This is a genomic window from Chitinophagales bacterium (assembly GCA_019694975.1).
In the GTDB taxonomy this organism is placed as follows: Bacteria; Bacteroidota; Bacteroidia; order Chitinophagales; family UBA10324; genus JACCZZ01.
The window spans coordinates 628,054-642,563 of record JAIBAY010000001.1 but is presented as its reverse complement, the minus strand read 5'-3'; the positions used below and the strand labels follow the sequence as shown (position 1 = coordinate 642,563).

Annotated in this window: 14 protein-coding genes and 1 tRNA gene; 9 read left to right on the top strand and 6 right to left on the bottom strand. The window is 45.8% G+C overall.

What is annotated here, in order from left to right:
• Positions 1-621 precede the first annotated feature (621 nt).
• From K1X61_02510 to K1X61_02500, 3 genes are all read right to left on the bottom strand, one after another.
• Positions 622-692 (bottom strand) — tRNA-Cys (locus K1X61_02510).
• A gap of 101 nt (positions 693-793) precedes the next feature.
• On the bottom strand, positions 794-2,854 hold the full coding sequence (locus tag K1X61_02505; GenBank protein MBX7107496.1) for an OPT/YSL family transporter: 2,061 nt from the start codon (positions 2,852-2,854) through the stop codon (positions 794-796).
• A gap of 175 nt (positions 2,855-3,029) precedes the next feature.
• On the bottom strand, positions 3,030-3,620 hold the full coding sequence (locus tag K1X61_02500) for a thymidine kinase (GenBank protein ID MBX7107495.1): 591 nt from the start codon (positions 3,618-3,620) through the stop codon (positions 3,030-3,032).
• Between the two features lie 69 nt (positions 3,621-3,689).
• Here K1X61_02500 and K1X61_02495 point away from each other — a divergent pair, with 69 nt between their 5' ends.
• Entirely contained in the window at positions 3,690-4,433 is a 744-nt protein-coding gene (locus K1X61_02495; GenBank protein ID MBX7107494.1) for a hypothetical protein, read from the top strand.
• Here K1X61_02495 and K1X61_02490 read toward each other — a convergent pair.
• Positions 4,402-5,664: a 3-deoxy-D-manno-octulosonic acid transferase gene (locus K1X61_02490; GenBank protein MBX7107493.1), complete on the bottom strand. Its 1,263-nt coding sequence runs from the start codon at positions 5,662-5,664 to the stop codon at positions 4,402-4,404. The genes K1X61_02495 and K1X61_02490 overlap by 32 nt on opposite strands.
• Before the next feature lie 90 nt (positions 5,665-5,754).
• Positions 5,755-6,525: a hypothetical protein gene (locus tag K1X61_02485; protein MBX7107492.1), complete on the bottom strand. Its 771-nt coding sequence runs from the start codon at positions 6,523-6,525 to the stop codon at positions 5,755-5,757.
• Between the two features lie 266 nt (positions 6,526-6,791).
• Between K1X61_02485 and K1X61_02480 the strand changes: the two genes are divergently transcribed.
• Together K1X61_02480 and K1X61_02475 are read left to right on the top strand one after the other, a co-directional pair.
• Entirely contained in the window at positions 6,792-7,916 is a 1,125-nt protein-coding gene (locus K1X61_02480; protein MBX7107491.1) for a DegT/DnrJ/EryC1/StrS family aminotransferase, read from the top strand.
• A gap of 180 nt (positions 7,917-8,096) precedes the next feature.
• Complete coding sequence (locus K1X61_02475; GenBank protein MBX7107490.1) at positions 8,097-9,431, top strand: UDP-glucose/GDP-mannose dehydrogenase family protein; 1,335 nt, start codon at positions 8,097-8,099, stop codon at positions 9,429-9,431.
• Positions 9,432-9,454: 23 nt separating this feature from the next.
• On the opposite strand, the gene K1X61_02470 is transcribed toward K1X61_02475, so the two are convergent.
• Positions 9,455-10,618, bottom strand: a complete 1,164-nt coding sequence (locus tag K1X61_02470; protein MBX7107489.1) for a thioredoxin family protein — start codon at positions 10,616-10,618, stop codon at positions 9,455-9,457.
• A 404-nt stretch (positions 10,619-11,022) separates the two neighbouring features.
• On the opposite strand from K1X61_02470, the gene K1X61_02465 reads away from it, so the two are divergent.
• The 6 genes from K1X61_02465 to K1X61_02440 all read left to right on the top strand — a co-directional run bounded on the left by K1X61_02465 (position 11,023) and on the right by K1X61_02440 (position 14,473).
• Positions 11,023-11,259, top strand: coding sequence for a T9SS type A sorting domain-containing protein (locus K1X61_02465; protein ID MBX7107488.1), 237 nt, complete (start codon positions 11,023-11,025; stop codon positions 11,257-11,259).
• Between the two features lie 248 nt (positions 11,260-11,507).
• A complete protein-coding gene (locus K1X61_02460) occupies positions 11,508-11,786 on the top strand; it encodes a hypothetical protein (protein ID MBX7107487.1) in 279 nt (92 codons plus the stop codon).
• Between the two features lie 45 nt (positions 11,787-11,831).
• Complete coding sequence (locus K1X61_02455) at positions 11,832-12,512, top strand: hypothetical protein (protein MBX7107486.1); 681 nt, start codon at positions 11,832-11,834, stop codon at positions 12,510-12,512.
• 29 nt (positions 12,513-12,541) lie between these two features.
• A complete protein-coding gene (locus K1X61_02450; protein MBX7107485.1) occupies positions 12,542-13,066 on the top strand; it encodes a tail fiber domain-containing protein in 525 nt (174 codons plus the stop codon).
• Positions 13,062-13,355, top strand: coding sequence for a T9SS type A sorting domain-containing protein (locus K1X61_02445; protein MBX7107484.1), 294 nt, complete (start codon positions 13,062-13,064; stop codon positions 13,353-13,355). The genes K1X61_02450 and K1X61_02445 overlap by 5 nt, the downstream gene beginning before the upstream one ends.
• A 170-nt stretch (positions 13,356-13,525) precedes the next feature.
• Positions 13,526-14,473 (top strand): SDR family oxidoreductase, encoded by a 948-nt coding sequence (locus K1X61_02440; GenBank protein ID MBX7107483.1) that lies wholly within the window; start codon positions 13,526-13,528, stop codon positions 14,471-14,473.
• Positions 14,474-14,510: the final 37 nt, after the last annotated feature.

Below are 14,510 nucleotides of genomic sequence, written 5' to 3'. Positions count from 1 at the left end.
AAGTGCCCAAATCGCAAAATGGAAAATTTTTCCAGGTTGCTGATTTGGTTTTTTATCCGTCTGTGATATAGCTCTCACAGTATGTTTCATAGATGAGGCATGCTGTTTCAAAATCAAAGCATCTCTTCACCTCTTCCGCTGAGTTGCTTGTTCCAGGTTAGAGGTAATCAATATGCAATTTATCGTGGTCGCGTTACGGGCGATTAAATGTATGCAGCCAGGATCACAGACCACCATGATTGTTGAAGGGAAATCCTCCATCCTATACTTTGATACTGCCGATCTTTCACCTGGCATTTTTTACCTGCATGCCATACAGCTTGACCGGAAGCAAGGTGAAATTATTGTAAGGCAATAATCCGGTTAACAGTATGGTACATAAAAAAAATCCCGGCGGCAATTTCAAGTTTCAGTTTATATAAAAATTACCCTATTAAAACCGGAAACCACTTTGCCGCTATGAGACATGTTCTGTCAATTTACTTTCCGGGAATATAGATTTATGCACAATGATGATTGGCGACTTTCAAAAATATATACGGGTAGTGTTGAAATAACGCCGCTGCAGGTTCATCGCTTGCCGGCAAGAGACATAATTTTCATCTGCCGTATATAATTCAGAGGTCAGAAGCGGATTCGAACCGCTGTAGAAGCTTTTGCAGAGCTTTGCCTAGCCACTCGGCCATCTGACCTTATTTTTTTAAGGGGGAGCAAAGCTAATCGATATTTTGGAAATTCTGAAGCCAATTTCTGATAGCTTACCATCAGAAATTGGCTTCAGAAATTCCGCATCTTACGATTCTATTTCAGATTTCTTCATTGCAGTGCGGAACAGGATATATCCCATTGCCGCAAAAAATAATACACCCAGCAACTGATAACCGTTTTCACCGAGCAGGGTAATCAGCGTATGTTCCTGGCTGTGATCTTTCAGCCAGCTACTGATTCCATCCGAAGCCTGCATGAACGCAACAATTACTCCCATCAAAGCGCCGCCAGCCACTAATCCGGTTGCCAGCAGACTTCCTCTTCCCAATTCAGCATCCTCTTGTTTATCGCCACGGCGCTTAGTCAGGTAATCAACCAGCCCTTTGATTGCACCACCGATAAAAATAGGAAACGTGGTAGAAAGTGGTAAGTATAAACCAACGGCAAACGACAGTGACTTCACGCCGCAGAGTTCCACTACGATGGCGATAAATACGCCTACCAGTACAAATTGCCAGTCGAGATTGAAGGACAATAAGCCCTTGATCAGTGTTGCCATCAGCGTTGCCTGTGGTGCATTAAACTCCGTGCCGATACGATGGGTGATACCCTGCGCCGCCTGATCTGCAGTAGGCTGATCGAGAAAGGCGACCGTGAATCCTATGACAAGTGAAGAAACAATAACGCCGATAAACAAAGCTATCTGCTGATAGCGTGGTGTTGCACCGATGATATAACCGGTCTTTAGATCCTGCGAAGTTGCACCGGCATTGGCAGCGGCGATGCAGATCATTCCGCCAACCACTAATGCCATTGGTTCATAAACATGCCCGGTCCAGCCGATGGCAATAAATACAAGCGCAGTAGCCATGATGGTGGCAATCGTCATTCCTGAAATAGGGTTGTTACTGCTTCCGATGAGGCCTACGATGCGACTGGAAACGGTGACAAAGAAAAATCCGAAAATGATCACCAGCAGACCGAGCAGCAGCTTGTAGAAAATGTTCGTTCCGGGAATCTGCGGAAGAAAGGCCATCAAAGCAACCAAGGCGATGCTTCCGAAAATCACGATCTTAAAGTTCAAATCATTTTCCGTACGGGAACGCATCACATCGCCTTTTTCGCGCATGGAGGCCATGCCGCCTTTGAATGCATTGGCAATCGTGGGAATGGATTTCAGCAACGTAATAAATCCGCCCGCTGCCACGGCACCAGCACCAATCTGCCTGACGTAAGCCCTGTAAAGCGCTTCGGCCATGTTGCCCCATTCATGTGTTTCCGGATTCCAGCTTCCGCGTCCGCCGGCAGTCATCATATCTTTTAGCATGCCGAGTTTAATCTGTTGCAATGCGATCAGGTCCGGTGAAATTAAAGTGGCAAGCAACGGTATCAGGCACATCCATGCCAGCACGCCACCGGCCACGAGTACACCTGAAATTTTTGGGCCGATGATGTATCCTACACCCATGTATTCCGGTGTGATGTCAGCGGCAATCTGCGCCGAAGGAAAATATTTATTTTTTTGTGCGGTGATCCACGTAGGTGATTCCGCCACTACATGGAAGATATGTTGCAAAACGGCATAGCAGGTGGAAACAGCTAATCCGATATAGGCCGGTTTGGCGAAGTCGCCGCCTTTTTCACCGGCAATCAGCACCGAAGCGCAGGCTGTTCCTTCCGGGTAAGGCAGATTATGATGTTCCTGTACAATGAGTGAACGGCGCAGCGGTATCATCATCAGCACACCTAAAATGCCACCGAATATGGCTAATGTCAGAATGGTCCAGTAAGAAAAATATTCAAGGCCGATGCTGTTGCCGGTGGCATCATCGGTGCTGAGAAACAGGAAGGCCGGCAGCGTAAACACCACGCCTGCGGCGATTGATTCTCCCGCTGATCCTGTCGTCTGAATGATGTTGTTTTCAAGAATCGTTGTACCCAGAAATCTTTTACCCAGCGAGATGGCCAGTACGGCAATCGGTATGGATGCGGAAACGGTAAGGCCGGCTTTCAACGCCAGGTAAACGGTTGCTGCGCCAAACAGTATTCCGAATATGCCGCCAAGCACAATGGCACGCGGCGTAAATTCTTTCATCGAAGATTCGGGCTCGATGTAGGGTTTGAATGATTTGATTGGTTCGGACATCAGGAATTTGGAGTTAGAAATTTGGAATTAATAAGGAATCATAAAAGAAAGGTTATTCAGGGACATTTCAAACAATTACCATGTCTGCATTTCCTTTCGCGCTTCCGGTCATACTGCTGATGTTGCTGCTGCCTTCCAGCGCATCACGGTATCTGTATTTTTGGCAGCATGCACTTCATCCGCCACTGTCCGGCTTCTTCATGCCTTCGAGGAAACAAGCTCTGCAGCGCGGTTCGTATAAATCTTTTTCGCCCAGCAACACCTGTGATTTTTCATGCGATTTTCTGAAGGAGTAGGAGGCGAGGTTTCCGCACACTACGCAGATGGCATGCACCTTTGTTGCATATTCAGCCCTGGCCAGCAGTTCGGGCATTGGCCCGAACGGCTTACCGGTGTAATCCATGTCGAGCCCCGCAGCAATAACGCGGATGCCTTTACCGGCCAGTGTTTCCAGCACACGCGGTAATTCCATATCAAAAAACTGCGCTTCATCAATGCCCACCACTTCTATGTTACCGGCCATCAGTAATATCTGATCGGAATGTGCCACCGGTGTGGAATGGATGTAATTGGTATCATGCGAAACGATATTTGTTTCGTGGTAACGCACGTCATTGGCGGGCTTGAAGATCTCTACCTGCTGATTCGCAATTTTTGCGCGTTTCAGCCTGCGGATCAGTTCCTCTGTTTTGCCGGAAAACATACAGCCGCAGATCACTTCAATCCATCCCGCTTTCTGCTGACGTATGTAGGGTTCAATAAACATGCAGGCGTGAAAATAAAAGAATCTGCGCTTCCGTTTTGCTTTGTATTTTTGAAAATAAAAATGTAAAGGATGAGTGATTACAGCAGGATCAGCGAACTGAACAGGAAGATCAGTAACGTGCTGGAAACGGCAGGGAAACATGGAGAGCGTTTTTCAGGTATCGAAAAAGACCTGTTAGCCGGTTATATGCGGGAATTATATGAATTAGTATTGGCGGTTCAAGCCGATAGCAACCTGCCATTGCAGCCATCACCTGCATCACCACCCGCCATGGAAGAAAAAGTCATCATAACCGACAAAGCAACAATGGAGCAGCAGGAGTTGACGGCACTTAATCAGCAGCCGATACAGATTGAAACTCTTTTGCCTGACTTTATTGAAGAACAGGTTCCGGTAACGAAACCGGAAGTTATCCGTGGTGCACATGCTACCGGGAGCAAGCCTGCAGCAGATACTTCCGTTAAAAAAAGTATTTCAGAGATATATGCGGAAAAGAAAGACAATGGCCGTGTAACCCTGAATGACCGCTACAAAAGCCAGGGAAAGGAGATTGCGGATGCCTTAAAGCATACACCAATCAGGGATCTTAAATCCTATATCGGCCTGAATAAGCGCGTAAATTTTATTCATCAGTTATTTAATGGCTCCGAGCAGCAGTTTGATGATGCTATTGCAAAGCTCGATGGTTTTGGCAGCTATCATGATGCATTGCAATTTGTGCAGGAGCAACTTGCGCCCGTTTATCAATGGAGAGATGATGCGCCGCTTGTCTCGGAATTTTTTACGTTGCTGATGCGCCGGTATCTTCAATGATTGGAGTCAGGTATGCCATGATACGATCGGTTGCTCCTTTATTTGCTGCAATGAAATTCCGGTTGATTGTGTGTACTTCATCTGCCTGTTCATTGAACTGATCAAAACCTTCGTGCAATTCTCCGGCAGTATGCACAGCGATGGCTCCGTTATTCGCAAGCAGTGCGACCGCTTCATTGAACTTATGATAGTTCGGTCCGAAAATGACCGGCAACCCAAATACGGCGGCTTCCAGCACATTATGAATGCCTTTGCCGAAACCACCACCGGTATAAGCCATATTTCCATAGCTATAGATGGATGACAGCAAACCTATTGCATCCACAACCAGGATTCGTTTGGAAGTACAGTTTTCCACGGTGGCAGATGAATAAAGGATAGCTTCTTCCTTAAACCTATTGATTAATGCAGTAAGATGGAGTGGTTTTAATTCATGCGGTACGATCAGGAACTTCCATTGCGGCGGATTCATGCGGATCAGATCAGCCAGTAACTTTTCATCCTCCGGCCATGTGCTCCCGGCCACAAACAGATGTGAATTGCCTTTAAAGCTTTGGATGATGGGAAGCACTTGCGGATGCTGTGCAATCTCCCAAACCCGGTCAAAGCGTGTATCGCCCGCAATACCGGCATGTTCAATATCTATTGAATGCAGCAGTTGCAGTGATTGCTGATCCTGTATGAAAATATGCTGGAAGAGATGCAGCACCTTACGCCAGGGATTTCCATACCAGGTAAAAAAAAGCTGGTTTTTCCGGAAGATGGCGGAAATGAGCAATACCGGAATTCCCTGTTTGTGTAAAACCTGCAGGTGATGATACCAGAACTCATACTTTACAATGATAACTGCCGCAGGCTTCACCAGCGATACAAATTGCTGTGCATTACCCCCAGTATCCAGCGGCAGGTAAAACACATAATCAGCGCCGGCATAATTCTTCCGCAGTTCATATCCTGATGGTGAAAAAAAAGTCAGTAAGATTTTATGTTGCGGCCACCTTTTTTTACAGGCTTCCATCACCGGCCGTCCCTGTTCAAATTCACCTGCTGAGGCACAGTGAAACCAGATGCGTTGCTCATCTTCTTGCAAAGTGTTTTGTAAAAGTGCAAACTGATTTTTTCTGCCGTTGAGCCATTGCTTCGCCTTGCTGTTCCAGGGAGCGGCTATTACGATGCCTGCATAGTAGCATTGAATGGCGAGGTTATAGAGCAGGGTGAAGAATGGATGCATCAGGTTGACTTATATGACTGCTGGCGTTTTCCTTTCACCGTTAAGAGTAAGTCTGCTTTATGATATGCTAGGCATGTTGACTTTTCAGCGTCAGAAAGTATAGATACGTTCTTCGCCGCTGCCGTAAAACGGAAGTATCCAGCTCAGTTTAATACCCAGCATCACATCGAGCCGTTGCTGCTCATCTTTTTTCATCTGATCAAAATTCCAGTCGCGCCTGTTTTGGGTGAATCCTTCGGTCGCTTCCAGCCCCAACTGGAAATTGATCAGCCTTCGCTTGTCGAGATGCGTGAACCCGACATACTGCGAAAGCGCCAGCCCGTTCGTCAGCCTGTCATAGCCTTTGGCGTAGTCATCTTCCACATAGGGCAGCGTATGATTTGGCGAAGATAGCTTGATGCGGTGCTGCATGAAACCGGCACCTGCCATCAGGGTAATTCCGGAGTTAGGGTTGGATTTCCCGACAGGAATGATTTTACCAAACTTGCCCAGGAAGACCGTCCCTCTTTCAAACAGAAAGACTGTTTCATAGTATCCGTCAATACCCACTAATCCGCCTGATTGCGTGTAGAGATAATCCAGTATAGTGTCTTCTCTCACCGCGCCACCGAACAGGTAACTGCCCTCTGCGCCAAGCAGAAAATTATGGGAAAGCTTAAAGTAAAAACCGGCGCTCAAGCTGTTGGCAGGCCCGAAACGATCGGCCAAATCACCAAACGGTAACTGTATGGCATAGCTGAATGTGAGCAGCTTCGCATTCACCGTGGTATCATTGATATTACTTTTAAACTGAGCGTGCACGAATGCCGGAACAGCGAGCAGCAGCAGGAACAGGAAACAGATATTGCGAATGGGTTGCATCTGCCGGTAAAAGTAATTCAATTAATATTTTTCAGATGAATCGTTTGGCGGTTAAGCATTGACTTAATGCAGCCATCAGCGTTGGACTGATTATCATGCAATGGTGTGTCCGTATGCATTGCCAGAGATGGCCATCACTTGAAGCGAAGCTGATAAATTGTGACGTGGATGTTCGACTGCTGCATGTAAAGTACGCGCTGTCAACTTTCCCTTTCTTATTCACATCGGCTGCCTATATTTGCGCCTTCAATGGAGAAACTGCAGCTATGAGAAAGATTGAAATGGTGGATCTGAAGGCGCAGTATCAGCAGATTAAGCCTGCCATAGATGCTGCCATTCAGGATGTGGTGACGTCGGCTGCATTCATAAATGGTAAGCCCGTGCAGGAATTTTCAAAAGCGCTGGCCACTTATCTGGGAGTGAAGCATGTGATTCCCTGCGCCAATGGAACAGACGCTTTGCAGATTGCCATGATGGCGCTCGGCTTACAGCCCGGTGATGAAGTGATCTGCCCTTCTTTCACCTACTATGCAACGGTGGAGGTAGTAGCACTGCTGAAGCTGACACCGGTATTTGTGGATGTGAATCTCCGCACATTTACCATGGAAGCCGCTAACGTGGAGAAGGCGATTACACCTAAGACAAAAGCGATTGTTCCGGTTCATCTCTACGGTCAGTCTGTCAATATGGAGCCTTTGCTTGCATTGGCTGCGAAATATTCCATACCGGTTATTGAAGATAATGCCCAGGGTATCGGCAGCAGTTATACGTACGCCGATGGTACGCGAAAGAAAACAGGTTCGATGGGAATTATCGGATGCACTTCTTTTTTCCCATCCAAAAACCTCGGCGGATATGGCGACGGCGGTGCTATGTTTACCAATGATGATGCACTCGCAACTGTCCTGCGCATGATTGCCAATCACGGGCAGCAGACCAGGTATTACCATGATATGATTGGGGTGAATTCAAGGCTCGACACATTACAGGCTGCAGTATTGGGTGTGAAACTTCCGTTGCTCGATCAATACATCACGGCAAGAAGAAAGGCCGCCGCCTTTTATGACAATGCATTTGCCAATCATCCGCGCATAACCATTCCGCTTCAGGCAGCTTATTCCGATCATGTTTTTCATCAGTATACGCTGCAGGTGGAGGGCGATCGTGACGGGCTTGTGCAGTATTTGCAGGAAAAGGGGATTCCGTCCATGATCTATTATCCTGTGCCCTGCCACCTGCAGAAAGCATTTGAGGGAAAGGGAAGAGTAACAGGCGACATGCATAACACAATGCAGCTCGTACAGCGCGTGATTTCATTGCCGATGCATACGGAACTGGATGAGGAACAGCTGGGTTACATTACAGCAGCGGTGTTGCAATTTTTGAAATGATTAATAAATAACGGTTGGATAGTAAACTATAGTAACAGTAAGCAGTGCGTTGCAAAAAGGTTTTAGGCGTATAGAATGCCGGACAGCAATGAAGCAGTGGTGGCATGAAGACATCAGGCTCTTGCGTCAAAAAATCAGCAGACCACAAATTAATTTTCACATTACAGAATACTCAGGAAGATGAACATTGCAGTTATAGGAACAGGTTACGTTGGTTTGGTTACAGGAACATGTTTTGCCGAAATGGGCAACAACGTGATCTGTGTTGATATCAACCAGGAAAAAATTGATGCATTGCGCAATGGCAAGGTGCCCATTTTTGAGCCGGATTTGGATGTGCTTTTTGAAAGAACCGTAAAGCAGGGGCGGCTGCGTTTCACTACCGGTCTGAAAGAAGCAGTTGACCAGTCGAAGGTTTTGTTTCTTGCCCTTCCCACGCCGGAAGGTGAAGATGGCAGCGCTGACCTTTCTTATGTGCTGAACTGCGCACGCGATATCGGCAAGATCATTACAGAATATAAAGTGATCGTGGACAAGAGCACGGTGCCCGTCGGAACAGCGGAACGCGTGCGGGCGATGCTTGCTGAAAATGCGAAAGTTGATTTTGACGTGGTGTCGAACCCCGAGTTCCTGCGGGAAGGAATAGCGGTGGAAGATTTTATGAAACCCGACCGTGTAGTGATTGGCACTTCATCGGAACGTGCGAAGAAACTTATGGAACAGTTGTATGAACCCTTTGTGCGGCAGGGCAACCCGATTATTTTTATGGATGAACGGTCGGCTGAGATGACAAAATACGCCGCCAATTCATACCTCGCTACCCGCATATCGTTCATGAATGAGATTGCCAACTTATGCGAATTGCTGGGCGCCGATGTTGATATGGTGCGCAAAGGCGTGGGAAGTGATGCACGTATTGGCAAACGTTTTCTGTTTCCCGGCATCGGTTATGGTGGCAGCTGTTTTCCAAAAGATGTGAAAGCCATGGCAAAAACAGCGGAAGATGTTGGTTATGAAATGAAGATACTGAATGCAGTAATGGGTGTGAACGAAAAGCAGCGGGTAGGCATGGTGAAGAAAATGGAAGAGTATTACAAAGGAAAACTGGAGCATAAAAGGATTGCCATCTGGGGCATTGCCTTTAAGCCCAATACCGACGATATCCGCGAAGCACCTGCATTATACATCATCAATGAGTTGCTGAAGAAAGGTTGTTCGGTTGCCGTTTATGATCCTGAAGCACTCGGAAACCTGAAAAAGACATTCCGTGACAAGGTGGAATATTGTACCGATCTCTATGCGCCACTGAAGGATGCTGATGCGTTGATGGTGCTGACGGAATGGAGCCTGTTTCGTACACCGGATTTTGAAAAGATGGCCTCGCTGATGAAAGAGAAAGTGATTTTTGATGGCCGCAATCTTTACAACCTAGACCAGATTGAGGAATATGGCTTCTACTATAACAGTATCGGCCGGCAAACGGTGACCGGCAAAAAAAGCAGGAACAGTCAGTAATCACCTGCTGAAAACAGATATCATTATTGTAGCTGTAACAACAGCTGATCAGCTTCTGAAGTGTCCCAGCCGTTTTTCAACGCAAGTTCCTTGCCTTGCTGTGCCATGCGTGTTGCTTCCGGTTTATTGCCGGTTTTCTGGAAAAGCCTGGCAGCAAGCACAAAGGCCGCATAGTTCTGGTTCAACTCGGTTGAATGTTGCACCCATAAGGCAGCCTGGGAGAGCGCCCCTGTTTCCGTAATGTTTTTATAAAACACATCAGCCATGTCGTGCAACTGGTGATAGTCGTTCCAGGCAAATTTTTCCGCACCGGCCAGGCAGGTACGTTTATAGCCATTCCAGTTGAAGGTGTGCTCATAAATTTCTTTGTCCATCAGGAACAGCAGCGAATCAGCTTTATAGTTCTGAATCGCAACCACTGAAGGTCGCATCCGGAAATACGCAGCAGTGTCTTTTGCTTCCACCATGGGCGATAATGTTTCTGTTACCATATTGCTGATCTTGCGCTGCACCCTTCCCGGCGAAGCAATGGCCGAAAATTCCTGCTGGTGTTTCAATACAAACTGAAATTGATGAGAGTTGATATCCGTAACACCGTTGGCAATAATTTTCCAGTTGAGTTCATTCAGTAAATCAGCATCTTGCTTGGTGGCGAAATATGTGGTGGCTACTGCAGTGAAATCCATGGCGCCGCGCCGCAAAGCCATCAGGTAGGTGTAACACTTCTCGGCGTTGGAAGGGTCAGCTTCAAAGATCTGTTGCAGGTATGGCAGCTGCTTCTCCGGCGTTAAGGCATTCTTGCCCTGCTCAATTAATTCGGCAGGCTTAAATTCTCCCATCAACCGGTAAAGCGTGGTCCCGTTTTTATCTAGAAAAATAAAGGTCGGGTACATCTTTACCGAAAACCTGTTGTGCAAGTTAATGCCTTCACCGGCTTCCATATCTGCTTTAATGCAAATGAAATGCGCCGTGTAGAATGCAGCAACTGCGCTGTCGGTCAGCACTTCTTCCTTCATTTTTTTACAATGACCGCACCAGGAAGTATAGCACATGAGGAAGACCGGCTTCGACTCATCGGCTGATTTTTCCAATGCTGCTGCATAACTCAGTTCACGGAAGAGTGGCTGGGATTGAGCCGTCGCAATTCCGGCAAGCAGCAAAAGGATAGAAAACAGGCCAGGTTTCATCAGTAAATTACGGGAGACGAAAATAAAAAATGTCCGGCATATGAAATGAACTGTGGCACAGTACACCATTGATAAATTGTCTTGGACAGACCAAGTCTTACTGAAGCTGTGTGGCAGGGAAGATCGCGCCAGTTGGGAATTCGCGTGATGAATAGATTTGCAAAAGCTCATGCAGGTAAACTTCAACTAATCTGTAACTTAATCATATTAAATACGTATTATATGCAAATGTTTCTTCCACATTCCGTCTTTCATTTTTCATCAGGTCAACCCAACCTGCTCACTGTTTCTTTCATATCACCTGAGAGAAACAGTTGCTATAAACGATGTTGCCTGCATCTGTATCTTTCTGCCTGCGTTCGGTGTTTTCACCGACCACAGATTTAGATAATGCTGGTTGATGAATAACGCCATTCTCAATTTTCCCCAATCCGGCTTCGAGTTTAATTGTTTTACGTTTCAATTTCAGCTTACCCCAAACCCTATCTGTTTTCAATTCTGTAGGGCAACTCGTCTATGAATCGCCAGTAATAGGAGAAGCAGAACAAATTGATGTAAGAGATTATCCGAATGGTATTTACTTAATAAAATTTGAGTTGAATCAACGGATATTTTCTCAAGCGATCATAATTGATCATTAAAATTTTCATCATTTAATTAAATCAAAATGAAAAATCAATTTGGTATTAAAATTTTAGCTTTTTGCTTGTTTGCAATGTGCACAAGCAGAGCTCAATCTCAATGGAATTTTACAGGGGGTAATAATGTAACGCTAACAAGCCAATACTTAGGGACAATTGGTTCGTAAACATCTGCTCTACAACTCAAAACAATAGAAACCGGAGGTAGTGCATTGCCTATCAATTTCTATACAAACAATACTCAGTATATGACGTTGTCTACGGGAGGTTGGTTGGGAATTGGTGTTACTTCTCCTTCTTCTGCTCTTCATGTAGACGGAAGCACAACTGGCACGAGCGAAGTCTTCCGCACGACGGTAGGTTCAACTTCTATCGGATATTGGAAAATGTTTCGAGGCACCACTGAAGTGGGTCGTATCTGGAATAACAATGATAACGACCTTGGCTTGTATGCGTCTGCCAGCAGTGGTGACATAATCTTTCAAACCAATAGTAGTGGCAGTCCATTGGGGCGCATGATCATTTAGTCCGGAGGGAATGTAGGAATTGGGGTGCCAGGTCCAAACAAACAGTTGGAGGTAAAAGATGCAAGCAGTGCACAGTTGCGTCTTACACAGGGAACGAGCTATTATACTGACTTTACAACGGATGGCAGTGGGAATTTAACGATTGTTCCCATTGCCAATGTCGGCATCGGATCAACCGCATCCAGCCCTACCGCCACCTTGCATGTTTTTGGAAATGAAAAAATAAATACGGTCAATTCCAATACCGCTAACTTTAACTACCTTGTTTATAATTCGAGCACGAAGGAGATTGAATCAAACAATTCCCTGGGAACGCCTTCGGCAACGGTTTGCTCGGGAACAAGTAATCTCCTTACGAAGTACACCGGTTCAACAAGCATTTGCAACAGCCAGGTTTATGATGATGGAACGCATATCGGCGTTGCAACCACCTCGCCCAATACCGATTACCGGATGGATATTCAAACAACTACAGGAAATGCATTGAATTATGGATTGAATGTAGCCGCCAAATATACCGGCGTAAACGTTGCTTTGACAGGCAGCACTTCAAATTTGAATACTCCTTATCCTACCGGTGTAACCATTTCTAATCCAGTTACAAATACAGGATCACAAAGCGCCAACTACGGGGTTAATGCACTGGTGCAAGGTTCTACCAATGAGAATATTGGAGTTTATGGGGAAAGCGTGGGGGAACAACGGCGTATGGAGGATATTTTTTAGGCCGTGATGCGAGTACGGCGAGTACCGGCGTGATAGGCATCGCGAACGGAACTGCGACTACCAATTACGGAGTGTATGGTCAGGCAACCGGCGGAACTACAAACTGGGCCGTGTATGCAAATGGTAATGCAGGTGGAACCACCAATTGGAATCCTTCTGATGCAATTTTGAAAACTGGCGTGCAACCTTTGGCAGATGGTCTTTCAATGATTAACCTGCTGCAACCAAAGAACTATTACTTTGATACTGTACAGTTCCATTTCATGAACCTTCCCGGCACCCTGCAATATGGTTTGATTGCCGAAGATGTTCATCAAACAAACCCAAGTCTGGTAAAGAACTTTACAATTCCTGCACAGTACGATGCTGATGGTAATCAGACTCACGAAGCATTTGATGTTTCCTATATGAACTATATCGGAGTTATTCCAATATTGATTTCAGCCCTTCAGCAGGAAGATCAAAAAGTAAATGAACTGCAGGCACAACTCGATGGTTGCTGCGGCTTAGGTATCCGCAACACTTTCAATGATGGAGTTGAAAATGTAAATTAAGCAAATCGTTGAGCTTACATCAAATCATCAAACCTATCTTGGTCAAATTATTCCTAACCCACATAAAGATCAATGCACCATTCCATACTATATTGATGCATCAGTTCAGCAAGCTCTTATCATTTTCAATAATGAAACCGGCAGGGAAATCAACCGTGTTGAAATTATTGGTCGTGGTAACGGTCAACTTACTGTACTAACATCTCAATTGGAAAATGGTGTTTATACTTTTTCATTAGTCGTAGATGGCAATGTTATTAATACTAAGAAGATGATCAAACAGGATTAGACAAGAACTTGTTGCTGTTCTTTGATACTGCATTGCTGTATCAGGGAATGTAAACAGAGCGGTGACACGGTACTCCATTAATTATTTGTCGCGCACCTCAACACCTTTTGCCAGCCTTATTCCGTAACTCATTTTTGTTACCTTCGCCGCCATAATTTTTTAAAGCAATCATGAATCGAGATAAACGCATCCTCATTACCGGCGCGGCCGGATTTATTGGCTCTCACCTGTGCGACAGGTTTGTGAATGAAGGTTTCCAGGTGATTGGCATGGACAACCTGATTACCGGCGACATGAAGAATATCGAACACCTGCTGCCGCTTTCCAATTTCCAGTTTTATCATCATGATGTTTCGAAGTTCATACACGTGCCTGATGAATTGCATTACATCCTTCACTTTGCTTCGCCGGCCAGCCCTGTGGATTATGTGAAGTGGCCCATACAAACCATGAAGGTGGGTTCTTTAGGCACGCACAATTGCCTTGGACTTGCCCGGGCAAAAAAGGCGCGTATTCTTGTCGCGTCCACAAGTGAAGTGTATGGTGATCCATTGGTTCATCCGCAGACAGAAGAATACTGGGGCAATGTAAATCCGGTTGGCCCGCGCAGCATGTATGACGAAGCCAAACGATTCCAGGAAGCGATTACTATGGCCTATCACAATGCGCATAAGCTGGAAACACGTATTGTGAGAATTTTTAACACATATGGCCCGAGGATGCGGCTCAATGACGGAAGGGTACTTCCTAACTTCTTCTACCAGGCCATTACCGGATCGGATATTACGGTGTACGGCGACGGATCACAGACAAGGTCATTTTGTTATGTGAGTGATTTAGTAGACGGCATCTATCGCCTGTTGTTCAGCGATTATGCCCTGCCGGTGAATGTGGGTAATCCTGATGAAATCACGATCAGTCAGTTTGCGGAAGAAATCATCGCCCTTACGAAAACAAATCAAAAGGTGGTGTATAAACCGCTTCCCGTAGATGATCCTAAACAACGCCAACCGGAGATTACAAAAGCGCGTACCATTTTAGGCTGGGAACCAAAAGTGCAGCGCAGCGAAGGTTTGAAAATCACCTATGAATATTTCAGGAAAGCACTCGGTAATTGATTCAAACCCTGAGTTCAACTGAATTTAATCCGTGCAA